The following is a 20,734-nucleotide window of genomic DNA, read 5'->3' as shown; positions in this document are numbered from 1 at the left end:
CCGGCGCCTCACATGCCCATCGGCGGCGGACCGCCGCCGGGACCGCCGCGGCGCTGGCTGTTCTTCTCGCTCGCGGCCTGCTTGGTCGCGGCGGTGGCCTCGCCGACCACCACCTGCTCGCCCTCGCGCAGGCCGCTCTTCACTTCGGCCTGCGCGTTGTTGTTGAGGCCGATGCTCACGGTGCGCGGCTGCGGGCGTCCGTCGGCGCCGACCACCTGCACCGTGTAGCGGCCGTCGCCGCGCTTGTCGCCCAGCGCCGCCGAGGGAATGCTCAGCACCTTGCTGGCCTTGCCGAGCACGATGCTGACCTGCGCGGTCATGTAGGTGCGCAGTTCGCGGCTGGCATTGTCCACGTCGAACAGGCCGTAGTAGTAGATTGCCGAACTGGAGGTGGAGGTGGACGAGGAGGACGTGGTCGTGGACGTGCTGTCCTCGCTGGTCACCGATTCGGGCGCCGGGGCGATGTCGCGCAGTGTGCTGGTGTAGCGCTTGTCCGGATTGCCGAGGATGCTGAAGTACACCGGCTGGCCTTCCTTGGTCTTGACCACGTCGGCTTCGGAGATCTCCGCGTACACGGTCATGGTGTTGAGGTTGCCGAGCATGACGATGGTCGGCGTGCTCTGGTTGGCGTTGACCGTCTGCCCCTGCTTGGACACCACCGCGACCACGGTGCCGTCGATCGGCGCGGTGATCTTGGTGTAGCCCAGGGTGGTCTGCGCGCTGTCCACCGTGGTCTGCTGCTCGGCGATGGTGGCGTCGAGCGCGGCGATCTGCGCGCGGGTGCCTTCCAGCGTGGCGCGCGCGCTGTCGTAGTCGGCCTGCGAAGTGGCTTCGGCGGCCAGCATCTGCTGCTGGCGCTTGAACGCCAGTTCGTACTGGCGCAGGTTGGCGATCTGCACCTGGCGCGTGGCGCGCGCGTTCTGCAGCGCCGCCTGCGCGCTCTTGAGCGTGTTGAGCTGGGTGCGCGAATCGATCTCGGCGATCAGGTCGCCGGCCTTGACGTTGTCGCCGAGCTTGACCTTCAGCGACTCGATGCGGCCGGATGCCTGCGCGCCGACGCTGACCAGTTGCGAGGGCTTGATCGTGCCGGTGGCCTCGACGGTCTGCTCGATGTCGCCGCGCACTACCGGCGACGTGGCCAGGGTCGGTGCCGGCGGCGGCCGCAGCCACCAGGCCGCGATCGCGGCGAGCAGCAGCAGCGCAAGGATCAGCAGCACGATGCGGTTGCGTCGTGTCTTGGGAAGCGCGGATTTCACGGAGGCGGGACCTGTAGCCTGGCCGCGTGCTGCGGCGTCGACAGCAGCATGGCGGCCGCGCCCGCCCGGCCTCAACGCACGCTCTGTGTCGGCGTGTATCGGGTTCAGCGTGGCCCGTATCGAAGTGTTTCCGGCCAGGCTGGCGATACGCGGCGACACGGATCGGGCGCGCGCGCCGATCGGCTAGGATGGATCATCGCCGCATGAAGGAAGAACCGACGATGCATCGCCTGCTGGTGGTCGACGACGACGTCGACATCCGCACCCTCCTGGCCGAACAGCTGGGCCGCTCCGGCTATCAGGTCAGCACCGCCAGCGACGGCGCGCAGATGCGCCAGGTGCTGGAGCGCGAACACGTGGACCTGATCGTGCTCGACCTGAACCTGCCGCGCGAGGACGGGTTGACCCTATGCCGCGACCTGCGCGCCAAGTCGAGCACGCCGGTGATCATGCTGACCGCGCGCAGCGAGCCGATCGACCGCGTGCTCGGCCTGGAGATGGGTGCCGACGACTACCTGGCCAAACCGTTCGAACCGCGCGAACTGCTGGCGCGGATCCGCAACGTGCTGCGCCGGACCGAGGCGCTGCCGGCCAACCTGGAGCCGCTGGCGATCCGCCGCGCGCGCTTCGGCGGCTGGCTGTTCGACCTGGAGCAACGCCACCTGGTCGATCCGGGCAGCAGGGTGGTGGTGCTGTCCGGTGCCGAATTCCGCCTGCTGCGGGTGTTCGTCGGCCATGCCAACAAGGTGCTGTCGCGCGAACAGCTGGTCGCGCTGAGCAGCGGCCGCCAGTACGAGGCGCAGGACCGCGCGATCGACCTGCAGATCAGCCGCCTGCGGCAGAAACTGGGCGACAGCGGCGGCGACGGCCTGATCAAGACCGTGCGCAACGAAGGTTACGTGCTGGCCGCGGCGGTGGCGCTGGAATGAAGCGGCTGCGCCGGTTCTTCGCCTCGATGGCCGGGCGCCTGTTCCTGATCCTGCTGCTGGGCATGGCCTGCGCGGCCAGCTTCGCCACGCTGCTGGCCAATGCCAAGCGCCGCCAGGAATTCGACCGGCAGAACATGGAGCGCGCCGCCGACCGCCTGCAGAGTTTCGTCGAACTGTTGCAGAGCGCCGGCCCGGAACTGCGCGCGCGGCTGCTGTCGCTGGGTGGGCCGGGCATCCGCATCCTGCCGGCCACGACGCGTGGGCAGGCGCCGGACCCGGTCTTCGCCGCGGTGCTCGGCGCGCGCGGCGGCGCACTCGCGCCGGCGCAGGTGTCGCGCCTGGACATGCCCGCCTGCATGCCGCAGCGTCCGGATTTCCTGCCGCCGCCGCAGCGCCGCGACTTCGACCGCCAGGACGCCTCGCTGGAACCGCCGACCTGCCGGCTGATCGCCTTGCGCCTGGACGACGGCACGCCGCTGCGGCTGGGCCTGCAGACCCAGCCGATCGCGCGGCAGACCGCGCTGGCGGTGGACCCGCTGTTCCTGTCGCTGCTGGCGCTGGCCATCGCGTTGCTGGCCTACGTGGTCGCGCGCATCGCCAGCACGCCGCTGCAGCGGCTGGCCGATGCCGCCGCCGACCTCGGCCAGGACCTGCAGCGCCCGCCGCTGCAGGTGCGCGGGCCGCTGGAAGTGCGCCGCGCCGCGCAGGCCTTCAATGCGATGCAGCAGCGCCTGCAGCGGCATCTGGGCGAACGCACGCAGATGCTGGCGGCGATCACCCACGACCTGCAGACCCCGTCCACGCGGCTGCGCTTGCGGCTGGAGAACGTGCAGGACGAAGCGCTGCGCGAGCGCCTGATCGGCGACCTGGCGGCGATGCAGGCGTTGATCCGCGAAGGCCTGGAACTGGCGCGCAGCGCCGAGACCGCCGAACAGCGCGCCGCCCTGGACCTGGATTCGCTGCTGCAGAGCGTGGTCGAGGACGCGGCCGAGGCCGGCGCCGACGCGGTCTTCGAACACGGCTGCGGCGCGGTGCTGCCGCTGCGCCCGCTGGCGATGCACCGGCTGTTCTCCAATCTGGTCGACAACGCGCTGAAATACGGCGGATCGGTGCGGGTGGCCGCCGAGCGCCATGCCGACGGGACGCTCGCCGTGTACGTGCGCGACCGCGGCCCGGGCATCGCCGAGGACGAGCTGGAGACGGTGTTCGCCCCGTTCGTGCGCCTGGAAACGTCGCGCTCGCGCGAAACCGGCGGCGCCGGCCTGGGCCTGACCATCGCCCGTGCGCTGGCCGAGAAGGACGGCGCCACGCTGCGCCTGCGCAACCTGCCCGAAGGCGGCCTGGAAGCCTGCGTGCAATGGGCGGCGCCGCTGCGCCGGAACTGAGCGCGGCACGCGCGTCCACCCGCGGCGGCGGATTTTTGCCTACCATGTGCGCTGTTCCCGTGTTCCGTTCCGGCAATGAGCCAGCATCGCCCCCGTCTCGCCGATCCTGGCCGGCCGCCGTGCCCCCGGGCATGGCGTCCGCTGCCTGGCAGCACCGACCCGCAGGGCCGTGCTGGCGCCGGTCCGGCGCGGCGTCATGACGCGGCGGCGCCTGCTCGCCGACGCGCTGGTTCAGCCCGCGCCCGCGCAAGCCTCTTGCGACCCGCATCGGGAGCGATGGCACGCGCTGGCGCCCTCCGGGCCGGATCGATCCGGTGAGGGCGGCGGCGTCGGGGCATGCGGCGGCCGTCCGCCGCGCCGCGCATGCGTGGCTGCTGCTGATGCTGTGCGCACTGTCGCTCGGAATGGGGCCGGCCGCGGCTGCCGACCCGGCCGCGGCCGGGCCGCCGCCGCTGCGCGACTACGCCGTGGATGCCTGGACCTCGCGCAACGGCCTGCCGCACAACTCGCTGCGCGACCTGGCGCAGACCCCGGACGGACGCCTGTGGTTCGCCACCTGGGAAGGCCTGGTGCGGTACAACGGCCTGGACTTCGCGGTGATCGATCGCAGCACCCGGCCCGGCCTGCCCGACAACGGCGTCGGTGCGCTGTACGTCGGCCGCGACGGCGCGCTGTGGCTCAGCGATTCGCGCGGCAACCTGGGCCGCTACGACCGCGCCGGCAACTGGCGCTTCTGGCTGCAGCCGCCGGGCTGGCCGCGCGCGCTGATCCACGCCATGACCGAAGACCGCCAGGGACGGCTATGGCTGCTGTTCGAAGGCAATGGCCTGGGCTGCCTGTGGCCGGACGGCCGCTTCGACTACCAGCCGGCGCCGCCGGACCTGCCGCTGGCCAACAGCTTCCCGCGGATGGCGGTGGACGACCGCGGCCGGGTCTGGATCGGCAGCCTCGACGGCCTGCTGTACCGCGACGCGCAGGGCGTGCTGCGGCGCGCGCCGGACGCCTTCGGGTTGCCGCCCGGCCTGGCCTGGCCGTACCGCGACGCCGCCGGCACGCTGTGGCTGGTCGCCGGCGAGAACGTGTACCGGCTGCAGGACGAGCGCGCCGTGCTGGTGCACCGCCTGCCGGGCTACGGCCACTTCACCGCGATGCTGCGCGACCGCGACGGCGCGCTGTGGCTGGGCACCGAGAACCAGGGCCTGCTGCGCATCGGCCGGCACGGCATCGAGCACATGGCGCCGGGCGAAGTGCTGCCCAACGGGCGCGTGGTGAGCCTGCTCGAAGACGCCGAGGGCAGCATCTGGATCGGTGCCAATGGCGGCCTGTTCCGGCTGCGCGAAACCCTGTTCACCAGCTACACGCGCCGCGACGGACTCAGCGGCGACTACGTGCGCGCGCTGCTGGAAGCGCCCGACGGCGCGCTGTGGATCGGCAGCGCCGCCGGCCTGGACCGGATGGCGGCGGACGGCAGCATTGCGCCGGCGGGCCTGCGCAACGCCGACGGCAGCGCGCCATCGGTGCTGAGCCTGGCGCGCGGCAGCGACGGCGACCTGTGGGTCGGCACCTACGCCGACGGCGTATACCGGCTGCGCGACGGCCGCGTGCGCCGCCACTACGACAAGGGCGACGGCCTGCCCAGCGGCCACGTCCGCGCGATCAGCGTGGACCGCGCCGGCACGGTGTGGATCGGCACCCAGCGCGGCTTGGTGCGCATCGACGGCGAACAGGCGCGCGTGGCCGACGTGCCGGGCTTGCCGCAGGGCCTGATCACCGCGCTGGCGAGCATCGATGGCGCGCTGTGGATCGGCTCGGTCGAAGGCGCCTCGGTGCTGCGCGACGGCCGCGTGCAGCGGCTGCCGCTGGAGCCGCTGGGCGGCGCGCGCAGCGTGTTCGGCTTCCAGGCGCTGGGCCGCGACATGTGGATTTCCACCGACCGCGGCCTGCACCGCTATCGCGACGGCCGCCTGGCGCGGGTCGGGCTGGAGCAGGGCATGCCGGTGGACACCGTGTTCCAGTTGGTCCGCGACCGCCTCGGCAACGTCTGGATCAGCAGCAACCGTGGCGTGCTGCGGACCAGCGCAGACGCGCTGAACGCGGTCGCCGACGGCCGCGCTGGCAGACTGCAGGTGAGCCGCTACAACGAGATCGACGGCATGGCCAATGCCCAAGGCAACGGCAGCTCCGGCCCATCGGAAATCCTGCGCGGCGACGGCAGCGTGTGGCTGGTCACCGCCGGCGGCATCAGCACGGTCGATCCGCGCCGGCTGCAGCGCTTCCGCGAACGCCTGCCGCCGCCAGCGGCGATCGAGAACGTGCTGCTGGATGGGCGGCCGTTCGCCTGGCGGCGCCAGTCGCGCCTGCCCGGCGCCACGCGCATCGCGGTGTCCTACGTCGGGCTCAGCTACCTGCTGCCCGAGCGCATCCGCTACCGCACCCGTCTCGACGGCCTGGACAAGGAGTGGGTGGAGCGCGGCCAGCAGCGCAGCGTCGAATTCATCGGCCTGCCGCCGGGCGACTACACCTTGCGCGTGGCCGCGGCGCATCCGGATGGCGCCTGGAGCGCGCGCGAGGCGGTCTGGCATTTCAGCGTCGCCCCGCTGTGGTGGCAACGCGGCAGCGTGCAGGCCGCTGCCGCGCTGGCCCTGCTGTTCGCGCTGGTGGCGCTGTACCGCTACCTGATCGCCCGCTACAAGCGGCGCAATCTGCGCCTGGAGCGGCTGGTCAAGCAGCGCACCGGCGCCCTGCAACTGCAGACCGAGCGGCTGCTGCGCGCCGACGCCGACAAGAGCCAGCTGCTGGCCGAACTGCAGGACCAGGCCGACGCGTTCGAGCGCCAGGCCCACGAGGACGCATTGACCGCGCTGCCGAACCGCCGCCATTTCGACGAAGTGCTGCTGCGCGAGCTGCGCCGCGCGCAACGCAGCGGCACTCCGCTGTGCCTGCTGGTGATCGACATCGACCGCTTCAAGCAGATCAACGACGGCTACTCGCACGCCACCGGCGATGCGGTGCTGCGCGAGGTCGGGCAACTGTTGCTGAGCGCCTGCCGCGGCTCCGACCTGCCGGCGCGGCTGGGCGGCGAGGAATTCGCGGTACTGCTCGGCGACACCCCGCTGGCCGACGCCGAGCGCATGGCCGCGCGTCTGCGCGACCTGTTCCACGCGCGCCTGCAGTGGGCCGACGCGCCATCGCTGCGGGTCACCTTCAGCGCCGGGCTGGTCGCGCTGAGCGGGGAGGAGACGCCGAGTCAGCTGCTGCAGCGCGCGGATGTGGCCTTGTATCGGGCGAAGAGCGGGGGGCGGGACCGGGTGTGTGTTGGATAAGTGTCGTGGTGGGGGATAGCGTGATTCGGCGCAAGGGCCGAAGGCGCGGCACTAGCGGTTCATCGGGTCCATTGTTCCCCGACGTTTGCTCAAGGCATTCGCCAGAACGGTGTTGGCTTGTAGGAATTGTCGCGGCCGAGGCTGCGTACCACCAGGCCGAACACCAGGCCAGCGGTGAGGGTGGTGGGTAACGCCTGAAGGAAGTCGCGTAGCAGCATCCACACTGGAAACGTGCCGTAGTGCTGCCAGGGCTTGATCGAGCGGCACAATCCCTGCAGCAGGAGCACCACGGCACAGACGGATGCGGCTAGCGCTGGCGGCGGCGGGCGGCGAAGGCTCGCAATCCAAACCACCAGCAGTGGGAGGGCCGCCGCCCACAGTGCGCCGATCAGGGCGATGCCGATCAGCCCGTCAGGCTCGAAGCGATAGACGCGTGTCGGCCAGAACGCAACGTAGCTGACCAGGGACACCAACATGGCGGCGAGCCATCCGGTGGCGAATCCCAGGCTCGCTTTCGCCATTGTTCTCACGTCGTCCCCCGATACCCGAATTCGATTGAACGCGAAGCGCCGTCGCCTGTTTGAATGAGTTAGCGCTGAACCCGCAAGGACTCGGAGCGCCAAAGCCCGAAGCGCTGCAGGCCGTAGCGCTTTCGCAGTGTGGTGCTTACGAGGCTGAGGCCGTAAGAGCAGCCGGTCTGTCCGAACTCGGCATACGGCAGACACTCGTTCGCTCTGAAGCGTGCCGATTGGCCCGATTCGAGTTTCAGGTCGATGATCGTGCCGGAGCGGGACCAGGCGCCGGTAAAGATCTTCGTGGAAGGCGTTGCGGAACCATCTGCCTCCCACGTACGGAAGATCAGGCGCGCTTGGCCGGATTTCTGCAGAGTCAGATCGATCGCATACTCGGTCTCGGTGACTGCCTGATAGTCCCCGGAAACGTCTGCGCTGGCGGCAGTGGACGCGGCGATCGCAAAAATGAGAGTCCACACGTCCATCGATCCTTCTCTGGCTTGTCGGTTGCCTCAGCCGATCTGCGGCGCCGGCCACGCGTTGGCGATCTTGCAGAACAGGCGGGCGGTCTGCTCGGTGTCGTAGACCGCGCTGTGCGCGTCGGCGGCGTTCCAGTCGAAGCCGGCCGCCTGTACGGCGCGGGCCAGTACGGTCTGGCCGTAGGCGATGCCGGCCAGGGTCACGGTGTCGAACACGCTGAAGGGGTGGAACGGGTTGCGCTTGTGGCCGCAGCGGGCCACGGTGGCGTTGAGGAAGTTCAGGTCGAAGTGGGCGTTGTGGCCGACCAGGATCGCGCGCTGGCAGCCGTACTTCTTCACCGCCGCGCGTACCGGCGCGAACACGTGGTCCAGCGCCTCGCGCTCGGGCTTGGCGAAGCGGAACGGGTGGTCGAGGATGATGCCGGTGACTTCCAGCGACTTCGGGTCGATGGCGGTGCCGGGCGCCGGCACCACATGCGCGCTGGCGGTGGCGCCGGGGTACAGCTGGCCGGCGTCGTCCATCTCGATCGGAACCACGGCGATCTCCAGCAGCGCGTGCCGGTTCCAGTCGAAGCCGCCGGTCTCCACGTCCACCACCACCGGCAGATAGCCGCGGAAACGCCGCGACATCGGGGTGGCGGCAAGGGGTTGGGACGGGCTTTCGACGTGATCGTTCATGCGTGCAGGGTAGCAGAGCGCGGCTAAACCTCGGCCGCGATGGGGCGCGCGGGCCTGGCGAAGACGGATCGAGTCGGGCGCGCGCCTTCGACACAGGCGCCGCGCCACGCGGCGCGACGAAGTTCTGCGGATCGGTGACGCGACGTCCGGATCGAGGGAGCGCCGTCGGCGGAGTGGTGTGGGAGCGACTTCAGTCGCGACGGGCGTTCCGGGTAAGGCCCGTCGCGACTGAAGTCGCTCCCACAGTGGCAGGACCGGTGGACCGAAATGCCCCCGTGCTTGGTTAACGCGTTGCGCGCCTCAGGCCGGCACGCGGGTACCGAGCACGCTGCCCTGCTGGCGCAGGCGCTCGAGCAGCGCGGCGCCGTCGTGCAGCAGCGCGGCCGGGTCCTGGTCGTGCTCGGCGGCCAGGCGCAGCAGCAGCGCGCGTCCGCTGTGCTCGCCGTCGCGCAGCCACTCGACCAGGGCATGCGCCAGCGGCGCCAGTTCGGCGAAGCGGGCCTGGCCGTCGGCATCGCGCCGCGCCAGCAGGCAGGTCGCCTGCGCCGGTGCCTCGCCCGGCTGCCAGGCCGGGCCGATGCGCTGCACCGGCCAGCGATAGCGCAGCAGGCGCAGCCAGGGCGAGAGTTGCGGAACGCCGTCGAGCAGGTCGCCGTGCGGATCGTGTGGCGGCAATGGCGCATCGTCGATCTGCACCTCCAGCTCGACCGTTTCGTAGTGCGCCAGTTCCGCCAGCCATGGCCGTTGCGCGTCCTCGCCGCGTTGCTGCAGGAAGCGCACGAACTCGCCGCCGATGCGCGGGAACAGCGGCGTGCGCGCGCGGTGCCCGGCGCAGAACGCACGCAGCAGTGCCTGCCACGCGTCCTCGCCCAGGGTGGCGCGCAGCACCGGGAAATGCGAGGCGAGCAATTGCGCGAGGTTGTCGAAGAACAGCGCGCGGTACACCGCCAGCCGCCGCGGCTCGATGTCCGCCGGCGGCGCGTGCCGCTGCGGATCGCGCAGGTGCAGGGCCAGCGCGAACTGCTGCGCGTGCAGGGAATCAGCCATGCGCCGCTTGCGCCATCTGCGCTGCTTGCGCCGACGTGGCCTGCGCCTGTGCGTCGCGGATGCGCTGCACCTCGTGCAGCAGCTCGGACAGCGGCGGAAACTGGCTGTCGCGCTCCAGCAGGGTCGGGCGCACGCCATGCAGCCGATAGGCGGTGTCGAGCAGATCCCACACGTCGGCAGCCACCGCCGCGCCGTGGGTGTCGATCTTCAGCGCGCTGGCGGCGTCGTCGCGATGCCCGGCGATGTGGTACGAGGCGATGCGTGCGCTCGGCATCGCGGCAAGGAAGGCGCGGGCGTCGTAGCCGTGGTTGGCGGCGTTGACGCAGACGTTGTTGACGTCGAGCAGCAGGTCGCAGTCGGCTTCGGCCAGCACCGCGGCAACGAACTCGGCTTCGCCCAACGCCTGGCCGGGCGCGGCGTAGTAGGACACGTTCTCCACCGCGATGCGCCGGCCCAGCGCATCCTGCGCCTGGGCGATGCGTGCGCCGGCATGGCGCACCGCCTCGTCGGTGAACGGCAGCGGCAGCAGTTCGTAGAGCTGGCCGTCGTCGGCGCTGTAGCTCAGGTGTTCGCTGTACAGCGCGACGCGGTGCAGATCCAGGAACCGCCGGGTCTGCCGCAGCAGGTCCGCGTCCAGCGGCATCATGCCGCCGAGCGACAGCGACAGGCCATGGCAGCTCAGCGGATGGCGCGCGGCCAGCGCATCCAGCATCGCGCCCAGGCGACCGCCGACGCCGATCCAGTTGTCCGGCGCGCACTCGAGAAAATCGAACGCGGCCGGCGCTGCCTGCAGCAGTTCCGGCAGCAGGCCGCGGCGCAGGCCGAGTCCGGCGCTCGCCGCAGGCAGCAGGCGCGGCGCGGAATCAGCCGCCGCCACCGCACTTGCCTTCGCCGCACTTGCCTTCGGCCATCGCCTTGTCGTCATGCTGGGCGGCGGCCTTGTCCGGCTTGGCCGTAGCGGCGTCCTGCGCATGCGCACCGCATGTGCCCTCGGCGGCCTTGTCGGCGCCGGCGGCCTCCGTGGACTTGGCATTGGTTTTGGGCTGCGCCGGCACCGTGGTCGCTGCCTTGTCGGCGCTCGGCGGCGCCGCGGCCTGGGCGCCGAGCGCATAGCCCTGGGCCAGGTCGGTCATCGCCAGCGCGGAGGCGGACAGGCCCAGGCCGCCGAGCAGGACGGCGCCGGCGAGGGCGGTGGACGGACGCGAGGGAATGGACATGCGGACTCTCCTGGCAGGCGGTCGTGGTGCCGGCGTCGCCACGCTGGCCGTGTCCGCCAAGCGTACCCGCTGGCGCCGTGCGCCGCATGCGGCGCTGCGCCGTCCGCCAACGAAAAGGCCCCGCCGAAGCGGGGCCTGGTGTGCGCCGCCGCCTCAGCGGCTGTTGGCGATGACGCTGCTGATGACGCCGGTGGCGACGGCGATCAGCACGTACTGGTTGTCGACCCGGCGCCACTCGTGGCCGCGCGGCGGCGCCTTCAGGCCGCGCTTGCGGTAGTCGGGCACGCGGTCGCCGCGATGATCGGAGGCCAGGCGTTCGCCGCGCTTGTAGTGGCGCGGACCTTCATGGCGGCCGTTGTCGTGGCGGTCGTCGCGATGATCGTCGCGGCGGCCGTCGTTGCGCGCCTGTTGCGGGCCGCGATCGCCATGCTGGTCCTTGCGGCCCTTGTCGTCCTGATGGTCCTTGCGCACCTGCTGCGGATCGCGGTCGCGATCGTGGTCGTCCTGGCCGGCGGCGAATGCGCCGCCGGAGGCCAGCAAGGACAGGGCGAGGACCGAACCGATGATGCGCTTCATGGTGTCTCCTGGGTGGTCGGTGGAGAACGGCTCCACGCGTACCGACACGCTAGGCGCCAGCCGATGAATAGGCGATAAAATTTCCAGGAGATTCAATCATTTGCACGTGTCGATATGTGTCGCCACGTATCGACCGCGTCGAGGCCGCGTGAATCCGGACTCAGATGCCCGAGGTGCTGCTGGTTTCGTCGCGCTTGTCGCGCGGCGGCAGCGGCTGGTCGCCATGCACCAGGAACCACACGTTCTCGGCGATGTTGGTGGCGTGGTCGCCGATCCGCTCCAGGTTCTTGGCCATGAACAGCAGATGCGTGCACGGGGTGATGTTGCGCGGATCTTCCATCATGTAGGTCAGCAGTTCGCGGAACAGGGCGGTGTACTGCGCGTCCAGCAGCGCATCGCCCTGGCGGACCCGCAGCGCGGCGTCGGCGTCGTTGCTCTGGTAGGCGAGCAGCGCTTCGCGGACCTGCTGCGCGGCGAGCTTGCCGAGCTGGCGCAGGCCCAGCGTCTGCGGCATCGGCGGCGAGGTGTTCAGCGCGATCGAGCGCTTGGCCACGTTCGCCGCGTAGTCGCCGATGCGCTCGATGTCGGCCGGGATGCGCAGGCCGGCGAGGATCTCGCGCAGGTCGCGGGCCATCGGTCCACGCAGCGCCAGCCGCATCACGTCGCTGCTGATCGCATGCTCGAGCGCGTCGATCGCCTCGTCGTTGACGACGATGCGCAGCGCGGCGTTGTCGTCGCGGCGCTCGACCACGTCCAGCGCCGCTTCCAGCTGCGCCACCGCGGTCTCGCCCATGCGCACGATCTCCGCGGCGATGCGGTGCTGTTCTTCGTCGTAGCTCTTCACGATGTGCTCGTTCGGCTGGGTGTTCATGTCGTAGGTCCGTTGGATTCGTTAGTGTCGCCGCGGCCGTCCTGGCGTCGCGGGGCTGGCGTCGGGGCGTCTCAGCCGAAGCGGCCGGTGATGTAGTCTTCGGTCTGCTGCTTGCTGGGCTGCGAGAAGATGATCTCGGTGCGGTCGTGCTCGATCAGGTCGCCCAGGTACATGAAGGCGGTGTAGTCGGACACGCGCGCGGCCTGCTGCATGTTGTGGGTGACGATGACGATGGTGTAGTCGCTCTTCAGCTCTTCGACCAGCTGCTCGATGCGGCTGGTGGAAATCGGGTCCAGCGCCGAGGTCGGCTCGTCGAGCAGCAGCACGTCCGGGCGCAGGGCGACGGCGCGGGCGATGCACAGGCGCTGCTGCTGGCCGCCGGACAGGCCCAGCGCGCTCTGCCCGAGCTTGTCCTTGACCTCGTCCCACAGCGCGCCCTGGCGCAGCGCCTGCTCGACGCGGTCGGTCATGTCCGCCTTGGACAGCTTCTCGTGGTGGCGGATGCCGTAGGCGACGTTCTCGAAGATGGTCATGGGGAACGGCACCGGCTTCTGGAACACCATGCCGACCTTGCTGCGCAGGCGGTTCATCGGGTACTTCGGCGACAGGATGTTCTCGCCGTCCAGCAGCACCTCGCCGCGCGCCTCCAGCTTCGGATACAGCGCATAGATGCGGTTGAAGATGCGCAGCAGCGTGGACTTGCCGCAGCCGGACGGACCGATCAGCGCGGTGACGCGCTTTTCCGGCACCTCAATGTTGATGCCCTTCAGCGCATGGTACTTGTCGTAGTAGAAGTCCAGGCCCCGCGCGGCCACCTTGACCGGCGATGGCGCCAGCGCGGTGTGCCCGGTGGGCATGGCGATGCGGTGCATCGGTGCGGCGTTGTGCTGATCGTTCATGGCCGGTTCCATAGGGGTATCAATCGTTGGATGTCTTGTAGCGGCTCAGCAGGCCGCGCGCGCCGAGGCTGACCAGCAGCACGAACACGGTGAGCACCAGCGCGCCGGACCAGGCCAGTTGCTGCCAGCTCGGGTAGGGGCTGCCGGCGAAGGAGTTCATCACCACCGGCACGCTCGCCATCGGCTGCATGACATTGTTGTTCCAGTACTGGTTGCCGAATGCGGTGAACAGCAGCGGCGCGGTCTCGCCGCTGATGCGCGCCAGCGCCAGCAGCACGCCGGTGACGATGCCGGCCGAGGCGCTGCGGTACAGCACCTGCACCGTCACCTTCCACTGCGGGATGCCCAGCGACAGCGCCGCTTCGCGCATCTGCGAAGGCACCAGGCGCAGCATTTCGTCGGTGGTGCGCACCACTACCGGCAGCACGATGAAGGCCAGCGACAGCGCGCCGGCCATCGCCGAGAAGCGCCCGCCGGTCTGCATCACGTACAGCGTGTACACGAACAGGCCGAGCACGATCGACGGCGCCGACAGCAGGATGTCGTTGACGAAGCGCACCACCTGGCCGGTCTTGCGCGCATTGCCGTATTCGGCCAGCCAGGTGCCGGCGGCCACGCCCAGCGGGGTGCCGATCAGCAGCGCCAGGCCGCACATCACCGCGCTGCCGAAGAACGCATTGGCCAGGCCGCCTTCTTCGCCCGGCGGCGGGGTCATGCGGGTGAACAGGTCGACGTCGATGCCGGCGATGCCCTTGGACAGCAGGGTCCACAGGATCCAGCCCAGGAACGCCAGCCCGAACAGCGCGGTGAAGCAGGACAGCAGCAGCGCGAACACGTTGACCACGCGGCGGCGGTTGTACAGACGGTCGGCGATGTCGGCGGCCATTAGTTGCCCTCCCGGCGCGACAGTTGCTGCAGCATCAGGCGGGCGATCGCCAGCACCACGAAGGTCACGATGAACAGCACGAAGCCCAGCAACAGCAGCGCCGAGCGGTAGGTCTCGGTGGCCTCGCCGAAGTCGTTGGCGATCAGCGCGGCGATGGTGGTGCCCGGTTCCAGCAGCGACGGCGACAGCCGCACCGTGTTGCCGACCACGAACGCCACCGCCATGGTTTCGCCGAGCGCGCGGCCCAGGCCCAGGAAGATGCCGCCGATCACCGCCGAGCGGGTGTAGGGCAGCACGATGTCCCAGCTCACTTCCCACTTGGTCGAACCCAGCGCGTAGGCCGATTCCTTCAGGCGCGTCGGCACGGTCAGGAACACTTCGCGCATCACCGAGGAGATGAACGGGATCACCATGATCGCCAGCACGAAGCCGGCGGTGAGCAGGCCGATGCCCAGCGGCGGGCCCTGGAACATCGGGCCGATCACCGGCAGCGTGCCGACGTGGTCGTTGAGCCAGGGGGTGCCATATTCGGTCATCACCGGCACCAGCACGAACAGGCCCCACATGCCGTAGATGATCGACGGGATGCCGGCCAGCAGTTCGATGGCGGTGCCGATCGGGCCGCGCAGCCAGCGCGGCGACACTTCGGTCAGGAAGAATGCGATGCCGTAGCTCACCGGCACCGCGATCAGCATCGCGATCATGGCGGTGACCAGGGTGCCGTAGATCGGCGCCAGCGCGCCGTACTTGTTCTCGACCGGATTCCATTCGCTGGAGTAGAAGAAGCTCAGGCCCTGCATCTGCAAGGCATGGCGGCCGCCCCACAGCATCGACAGCGCCGCGCTGGCCAGGGCGATGAGGACGAAGACGACGGTGGCGGTGAGCGTCCAGCGGAACAGACGGTCGGCACGGGCGTCGCGCAGGTCGCGTCCGCTGGGCGCCGGTATCGCTTCGGGAATGACAGTGGCGTTCATGGGCTCGGTGTTTGCCGGAGCGCGCGGTGGCGCGGTCCGATCGTTGCCGCGGCGGCGATGGCCGCGCGCGGTGGGTGGCTGCGTCGCTCCCGCGCGAGCGGGAACCCGAAAGTCCGGACTACGTCGTACCGATGCGGCGCCCGGCGCTGCCTGCAGCAATGCCGGGCGCGGTTCACATGCGCGGCGCGTCACGCCGCCGCGCACATGCTTCCGCCGGCGTGGGCGGAAGCGGAGTGGCGCTTACTTGAACTCTTTGGCCCAGTACGCCTCGATCTGCTGCACCAGCTCCGGCGGCAGCGGCACGTAGTGCAGTTCGTTGGCCTGCGGCTGGCCCTTCTCGAACGCCCACTTGAAGAACTCCAGGGTCGCCTTGCTGCGCGCCGCATCCTTGGGCTGCTTGTGCATCAGCATGAAGTTGGTGGCGGTGATCGGCCACGCCTGCGCGCCGGCGGCGTTGGTGATGACCAGGTTGAAGTCCTTGGCGTTGGCCCAGTCGGCCGACGCGGCCGCCGCGGCGAAGCTTTCGGCGTTGGGCTGGACCCAGTTGCCGGCCGCATTCTGCAGCGAGGCGTACGGCATCTTGTTCTGCAGCGCGTAGGCCAGTTCGACGTAGCCGATCGAGCCCTTGATCTGCTGCACGTACGAGGCCACGCCTTCGTTGCCCTTGCCGCCGACGCCGCCCGGCCACTGCACCGAGGTGCCTTCGCCGACCTTGCTCTTCCAGTCCGGGCTGACCTTGGACAGGTAGTTGGTGAAGTTGAAGCTGGTGCCCGAACCGTCGGAGCGGTGCACCAGGTTGATCTTGGTGCTGGGCAGGGTGGTGCCCGGATTCAGCGCGACGATCGCCGGATCGTTCCAGGTGGTGACCTTGCCGAGGAAGATGTCCGCCAGCACGCTGCCGGTCAGCTTCAGCTTGCCCGCTTCCATGCCGTCCAGGTTGACCACCGGCACGACCCCCCCGATCGCCGAGGGGAACTGGCCGAGGCCGGCGGCGGCCAGCTCGGCGCTGTCCAGCGGCTTGTCGGAGGAACCGAAATCGACGGTGCCGGCCTTGATCTGGGCGATGCCGCCGCCGGAGCCGATCGACTGGTAGTTGATCTTGTTGCCGGTGGCGGTGTGGTAGTCGGCCGACCACTTGGACACCAGCGGATAGATGAAGGAGGCGCCGGCGCCGGAGATTTCCGCGGCGGTCTTGGCGCCGTCGGCCGGAGCGGCTGCGGGCGCACCACCTGCCGCATCGGCGGCACCCTGCGGCTTGTCGCCATTGCCCGGCTGGCAGGCAGTGACGGCGAAGGCGAGGGCCAGGGACAGGACGGCAAAGCGTGCCGGCTGCAATTTCATGGGGTCACTCCGTAGCGAAGAGGGCCGGAAGGTCCGGCGGATGTTCGCTATGAAATGATGTTTTTGTTACAGCCTCATGACGTAGCTGCCCGTGCGTGAAATTGGTCAAGGAAAACAGCAGCTTCGCTCCCTTCTGCCGTCGCGAGCGGGGCCGGGGGGAAGGGGACGGGCGAAGCCACGCGCAGATGGGCGGACTCGCTGCGCTGGTGCGCGCGTCCTCCGGTCTCTGGTCGGCTCTGGTGCGTCCTGCGAGATCAGGCACCGCTTCGCGCCTGCCTTCATCCGCCCTTCGGACACCTTCCCCGAAAAAGGGGCCATGGTCCGAGGGGAGAAGGGGGCATGGTCTCGGAGGGAAAAGGAACAAAAACGCGGGCCCCGTGAGGGGCCCGCGTCCGGGTAGCGATCGGCGGAGAGAGAGCCGATCAATACTTCAGGTTGGCGCTCCAGTACGCGTCGATCTGCTTGACCAGCGCGTCCGGCAGCGGCACGTAGTCCAGCTGCTTGGCCTGGGCGTCGCCGTTGGCGTAGACCCACTTGAAGAAGTCCTTGGTGGCCTTGGCGCTGGCCGGGTTCTTCGGCTGCTTGTGGACCAGGATGAAGTTGGTCGCGGTGATCGGCCACGACGCCTCGCCCGGGGCGTTGGTCATCACCAGGTAGAAGTCCTTGGCGCTGGCCCAGTCGGCGCTGGCGGCAGCGGCGGCGAAGCTCTCGTCGCTGGGCTGCACGAACTTGCCGGCGGCATTCTTCATCGCGGTGTAGGACATCTTGTTCTGCAGCGCGTAGGAGAGCTCGACGTAGCCGATGCCGCCCTTGATCTGCTTGACGTAGGCGGCGACGCCTTCGTTGCCCTTGCCGCCGATGCCGACCGGCCACTGCACCGCGGTGCCTTCGCCGACCTTGCTCTTCCAGTCCGGGTTGACCTTGGACAGGTAGTTGGTGAAGTTGAAGCTGGTGCCCGAACCGTCGGAGCGATGCACCACGGTGATCTTGCCGTCGGGCAGCTTCACGCCCGGATTCAGGGCGACGATCGCCGGGTCGTTCCAGGTCTTGACCTTGCCCAGGAAGATGTCGGCCAGGGTCTTGCCGTCCAGCTTCAGCGCGCCCGGGGCGACGCCCTGCACGTTGACCACCGGCACCACGCCGCCGATCACCGACGGGAACTGGGCCAGGCCGGACGCGGCCAGGTCGTCCGGCTTCAGCGGCGCATCGGAAGAACCGAAGTCGACCGTGGCGGCCTTGATCTGGGCGATACCGCCGCCGGAACCGATCGACTGGTAGTTGACCTTCTTGCCGGTCGCGGCGTTGTAGTCGGCCGACCACTTGGACATGACCGGATAGATGAACGAGGCGCCCGCGCCGGTGACATCGGCGGCATTGGCGGCGAACACGAACGACGCGGCGACGACAGCAGTCGCGACGCGGGATTTGAGCGAGAGGATCACGGAGGAAGCTCCTGAAGGGTGGTATGCGGGGCACCGCATGCGGTCATTACATAACCGTTCGATGACGGTGCCGGGGCTGCTACATGACGGAAACATGACGCTGCGACGGAGCATGGCGCCGATGCCGCGCACGGCATGCGCCGCGCGCGGCATCGGGCCGCGGCGATTACCAGTAGAACTGCGCGCGCGCTTCGAGGATGTTCGGCTTGTCGCTGACGTTGCCGCGGGTGGTGCTGCTGTACTTGCTGCTGTCCACCATCACGTAGTTCAGCGCCAGCTTGAAGTTGGAGCGCCAGTACCAGTTGGCGCCGACCGTCCAGGTGCTCATCTTGCCGCCGAGCACGCCGTCGACCAGCGGTGCGCCGACCGGACGCGCGATCAGGTCGCCGTCGTTCAGGTCGATGCTGTCGTAACGCACGCCCAGCTGCCACATGCCGCTGGCCGGTTCGTTCGGCAGCGGGGTGGTCGGCACGCCGGCCTTGTAGCCCCAGGTCTCGCCGGTGATGTTCCACACGCCGCTGAGGTACCAGCCGTCGCTGCTGTAGTTGTCGCTGGAGCCGTAGCGCTCGACCTTGGCGTTGTAGTACTCGGCCTGGGTCTTGAACGGGCCGGTGACCCACATCGCTTCGCCGCCGATCACGCCGATGCGGTCGGTGTTGGTCAGGTTGCCGCTGTCGACCAGGCGCACCGAGGCCAGGTCGGCGTCCGGACGCGCGCGCAGGCGTAGCGTGTCGGCGTCGGTGTCGTAGTTCACGTAGCTCAGGCCGAAGTGCAGGATGTTGCCCGACTCGTTGATCGGCGCGAAGGTGCCGCGCGCGCCGTAGCCGCTGCCGTGCGCCAGGTTGCGGGTCAGCTCGCGGCCGAACACGCTGCCGACCACGCTCCAGTTGTTGTCGCCGTAGCCGACCGCGCCGCCGAGGCGACGCGACACCGCGTAGGTGTTGGTGACCGAGGCCTTGGAGATGAAGTCGTTGTTCTTGGTGCTGGACAGTTCTTCCAGGCTGTTGGGCTGCTTGTATTGGCCGACCTGCAGGAAGTTGTTGGCGTTGCCGCCGAACTTGTACTTGATGTTGTTGTCCAGGAACTTGCCGGTGCTGCGCACGGTGGTGCCGTTGTTGGCCGACTCGCGCAGGGTGCTGGCGTCGTAGCCGACGACCCACTCGTAGTTGCCCGGGCCCTTGCCCTTGGCGACCAGCTCGGCGCGGCGGATGCCGAACTCGGAGTTCTTGCCGTTGTTGCCGGTGGTGCCGTTGAGGTCCTGGACGTCGTTGTCGTACCAGTTGCCGTCGGCCTGGACCAGGCCTTCGAAGGAGATTTCCGAGCCGCCGATCACGTCGATGGCGATTTCGGCGTGGGCGGCAGGCGCGAACATCGCAGCGAGCACGGCTGCCGAGAGAAGGGTGCGAGACAGTTTCATGGGTTGCCTGGGCGGTGGAAGATGCGCGCAGGCTAATATGTGAAGATTGCGTAAATGTGACACTTAACGTACACCGGGCGTGCACGCCGGTGCACGCCACTGCGTTATCTGCGCCATTGGACGCGCGCCATGTTGCGTTCCGATGGCGCGCAGATGAAATGCCGCACGCGGGTGTGGCGGACGACGGACATCACAAAGCGCGGCATCGTCTCGCCAGCGCGCCATCGATTGGCTCTTTTGTGCGCTGCACCACTTGTCGGTCGCGGACCCGCTGGGTAGCGTGGAGACATGAACTCGCATGCCCGCAAACGGATGCCGATGCTCGCCGCACTGTTGCTGATCGCGCTGCTGGCGCTGATGCCGGCGTTGCGCCCGGCGCCGACGGCGCTGGCGCCGGCGCCGACCGACAGCGGCCAGGCGGCTGCGCCGGAGGTGCAGGTGGCGGACGCGCAGGACGCATCGCGCAGCAGCGCCGATCAGCTTGCGTACGACGACACGCCGGTGCTGCCGGCCGCGCCATGGCGGCCGGCACGCATCGCGCCGATCTGGCCCGAGCCGGCGGCGCGGCACGGCGCCGGCACCCATCCGCGGCCGCGCCTGCGACCTCCCAGCGCCTGAGCCAGCGGATCCGATCTCGCTCGGCCGCTGGCCGCGTCGAGGTCGATCGCCGCTCCGACTTCCACCCGCCCGCCAGCGCCTGCTGCACTCGCGCAGTGCGTCCACGGCGCGGCCCTCGCTGTCCGTCCCCCGTTCTGCGGCATCCGCCGCGGAGACGCCTTTCCCTTGTCCCGAGGTTCCCCCATGGAAAGTCTGCTCAATGGTTTCCGCCACTTCCGCAAGGAGGTCTACCCGCGCCAGCGCGGCCTGTTCCGGCAACTGGCCGGCGGCCAGACCCCGCATACGCTGTTCATCACCTGCGCCGATTCGCGGGTGATGCCGGAACTGATGTTCGCCGCGCAGCCCGGCGAACTGTTCGTCTACCGCAATATCGGCAACGTGGTGCCGCCGTACTCGCAGCACGTCAGCGGCGTGGTCGCGGCGATCGAATACGCGGTGGCGGTGCTGCAGGTGAAACACATCGTGGTCTGCGGCCACACCGACTGCGGCGCGATGAAGGCGGTACTCAACCCCGACGCGTTGCAGGACGTGCCGAACGTGGCCGCCTGGCTCAAGCACACCGACAGCGCGCGCCAGGTCGCCGCGCAGCACGACCACGCCGGGCACCCCGAGGACGCGCTGCACTGCCTGACCGAGGAGAACGTGGTGTCGCAGCTGGACCACCTGCGCACCCAGCCGGTGGTGGCGGCGCGGCTGGCACGCGGCGCGCTGCGCATCCATGGCTGGATCTACGACATCGCCCACGGCGAGATCCGCGCCTTCGACGCCGAGCAGGGCCGCTTCGTGCCGCTGCTGCCGGAAGAGGGCAAGCGCGCGCCCGAAGCCACCCCGCGCCCGCGCCTGGTGCCGGTCCTGCGCAACGTCGCGGTCTGAAGGAGTCGACC

General features: G+C 69.6%; 20 protein-coding genes. 5 read left to right on the top strand and 15 right to left on the bottom strand.

Annotated elements, in window-relative coordinates; translation table 11 throughout:
* Positions 1-8: 8 nt before the first annotated feature.
* Positions 9-1,256 (bottom strand): efflux RND transporter periplasmic adaptor subunit, encoded by a 1,248-nt coding sequence (locus HDC36_RS07070; protein WP_179565808.1) that lies wholly within the window; start codon positions 1,254-1,256, stop codon positions 9-11.
* A 203-nt stretch (positions 1,257-1,459) separates the two neighbouring features.
* Here HDC36_RS07070 and HDC36_RS07065 point away from each other — a divergent pair, with 203 nt between their 5' ends.
* The 3 genes from HDC36_RS07065 (at position 1,460) to HDC36_RS07055 (ending at position 6,893) form a co-directional block, all read left to right on the top strand.
* Positions 1,460-2,185, top strand: a complete 726-nt coding sequence (locus HDC36_RS07065) for a response regulator (RefSeq protein ID WP_179565806.1) — start codon at positions 1,460-1,462, stop codon at positions 2,183-2,185.
* The gene (locus tag HDC36_RS07060) at positions 2,182-3,570 is read left to right on the top strand and encodes an ATP-binding protein (protein ID WP_179565804.1); all 1,389 of its coding nucleotides are present in this window, start codon (positions 2,182-2,184) and stop codon (positions 3,568-3,570) included. The genes HDC36_RS07065 and HDC36_RS07060 overlap by 4 nt, the downstream gene beginning before the upstream one ends.
* Positions 3,571-3,974: 404 nt before the next feature.
* On the top strand, positions 3,975-6,893 hold the full coding sequence (locus HDC36_RS07055; RefSeq protein WP_255432703.1) for a ligand-binding sensor domain-containing diguanylate cyclase: 2,919 nt from the start codon (positions 3,975-3,977) through the stop codon (positions 6,891-6,893).
* Between the two features lie 89 nt (positions 6,894-6,982).
* Here HDC36_RS07055 and HDC36_RS07050 read toward each other — a convergent pair whose 3' ends face one another.
* From HDC36_RS07050 to HDC36_RS06985, 14 genes are all read right to left on the bottom strand, one after another.
* Complete coding sequence (locus HDC36_RS07050; RefSeq protein WP_179565802.1) at positions 6,983-7,369, bottom strand: hypothetical protein; 387 nt, start codon at positions 7,367-7,369, stop codon at positions 6,983-6,985.
* A 113-nt stretch (positions 7,370-7,482) separates the two neighbouring features.
* Positions 7,483-7,890, bottom strand: a complete 408-nt coding sequence (locus tag HDC36_RS07045; protein WP_179565800.1) for a hypothetical protein — start codon at positions 7,888-7,890, stop codon at positions 7,483-7,485.
* Between the two features lie 27 nt (positions 7,891-7,917).
* Complete coding sequence (rnt, locus tag HDC36_RS07040) at positions 7,918-8,562, bottom strand: ribonuclease T (protein WP_179565798.1); 645 nt, start codon at positions 8,560-8,562, stop codon at positions 7,918-7,920.
* Positions 8,563-8,862: 300 nt separating this feature from the next.
* Positions 8,863-9,609 (bottom strand): putative DNA-binding domain-containing protein, encoded by a 747-nt coding sequence (locus HDC36_RS07035; RefSeq protein ID WP_179565796.1) that lies wholly within the window; start codon positions 9,607-9,609, stop codon positions 8,863-8,865.
* Positions 9,602-10,486: a DUF692 domain-containing protein gene (locus tag HDC36_RS07030; RefSeq protein ID WP_179565794.1), complete on the bottom strand. Its 885-nt coding sequence runs from the start codon at positions 10,484-10,486 to the stop codon at positions 9,602-9,604. Before HDC36_RS07030 ends, HDC36_RS07035 begins: the two co-directional genes overlap by 8 nt.
* On the bottom strand, positions 10,473-10,826 hold the full coding sequence (locus tag HDC36_RS07025) for a hypothetical protein (RefSeq protein WP_179565792.1): 354 nt from the start codon (positions 10,824-10,826) through the stop codon (positions 10,473-10,475). The genes HDC36_RS07030 and HDC36_RS07025 overlap by 14 nt, the downstream gene beginning before the upstream one ends.
* Positions 10,827-10,979: 153 nt before the next feature.
* Positions 10,980-11,402, bottom strand: coding sequence for an RcnB family protein (locus HDC36_RS07020; RefSeq protein WP_179565790.1), 423 nt, complete (start codon positions 11,400-11,402; stop codon positions 10,980-10,982).
* 160 nt (positions 11,403-11,562) lie between these two features.
* Positions 11,563-12,273, bottom strand: coding sequence for a phosphate signaling complex protein PhoU (gene phoU / locus HDC36_RS07015; RefSeq protein ID WP_179565788.1), 711 nt, complete (start codon positions 12,271-12,273; stop codon positions 11,563-11,565).
* A gap of 71 nt (positions 12,274-12,344) precedes the next feature.
* Positions 12,345-13,172, bottom strand: coding sequence for a phosphate ABC transporter ATP-binding protein PstB (pstB, locus tag HDC36_RS07010; protein WP_179565786.1), 828 nt, complete (start codon positions 13,170-13,172; stop codon positions 12,345-12,347).
* Positions 13,173-13,191: 19 nt separating this feature from the next.
* Positions 13,192-14,058 (bottom strand): phosphate ABC transporter permease PstA, encoded by an 867-nt coding sequence (gene pstA / locus HDC36_RS07005; RefSeq protein ID WP_179565784.1) that lies wholly within the window; start codon positions 14,056-14,058, stop codon positions 13,192-13,194.
* A complete protein-coding gene (gene pstC, locus HDC36_RS07000; RefSeq protein ID WP_179565782.1) occupies positions 14,058-15,032 on the bottom strand; it encodes a phosphate ABC transporter permease subunit PstC in 975 nt (324 codons plus the stop codon). The genes pstA and pstC overlap by 1 nt, the downstream gene beginning before the upstream one ends.
* 240 nt (positions 15,033-15,272) lie before the next feature.
* Positions 15,273-16,373 carry a phosphate ABC transporter substrate-binding protein PstS gene (gene pstS / locus HDC36_RS06995; protein ID WP_179565781.1) on the bottom strand — a complete coding sequence of 367 codons (1,101 nt, stop codon included), beginning with the start codon at positions 16,371-16,373 and terminating at the stop codon, positions 15,273-15,275.
* A gap of 422 nt (positions 16,374-16,795) precedes the next feature.
* Positions 16,796-17,815 (bottom strand): phosphate ABC transporter substrate-binding protein PstS, encoded by a 1,020-nt coding sequence (gene pstS / locus HDC36_RS06990; RefSeq protein ID WP_179565779.1) that lies wholly within the window; start codon positions 17,813-17,815, stop codon positions 16,796-16,798.
* 166 nt (positions 17,816-17,981) lie between these two features.
* A complete protein-coding gene (locus HDC36_RS06985; RefSeq protein ID WP_179565777.1) occupies positions 17,982-19,232 on the bottom strand; it encodes an OprO/OprP family phosphate-selective porin in 1,251 nt (416 codons plus the stop codon).
* A 318-nt stretch (positions 19,233-19,550) separates the two neighbouring features.
* Here HDC36_RS06985 and HDC36_RS06980 point away from each other — a divergent pair, with 318 nt between their 5' ends.
* On the top strand, positions 19,551-19,850 hold the full coding sequence (locus HDC36_RS06980) for a hypothetical protein (protein WP_241093253.1): 300 nt from the start codon (positions 19,551-19,553) through the stop codon (positions 19,848-19,850).
* 183 nt (positions 19,851-20,033) lie between these two features.
* Complete coding sequence (locus tag HDC36_RS06975) at positions 20,034-20,723, top strand: carbonic anhydrase (RefSeq protein ID WP_179565773.1); 690 nt, start codon at positions 20,034-20,036, stop codon at positions 20,721-20,723.
* Positions 20,724-20,734: the final 11 nt, after the last annotated feature.

This window comes from Xanthomonas sp. JAI131 (genome assembly GCF_013410075.1).
Classification (GTDB): domain Bacteria; phylum Pseudomonadota; class Gammaproteobacteria; order Xanthomonadales; family Xanthomonadaceae; genus Xanthomonas_A; species Xanthomonas_A bonasiae.
The sequence above is the reverse complement of the archived record's forward strand: the minus strand, read 5'-3'. Positions and strand labels throughout refer to the sequence as shown.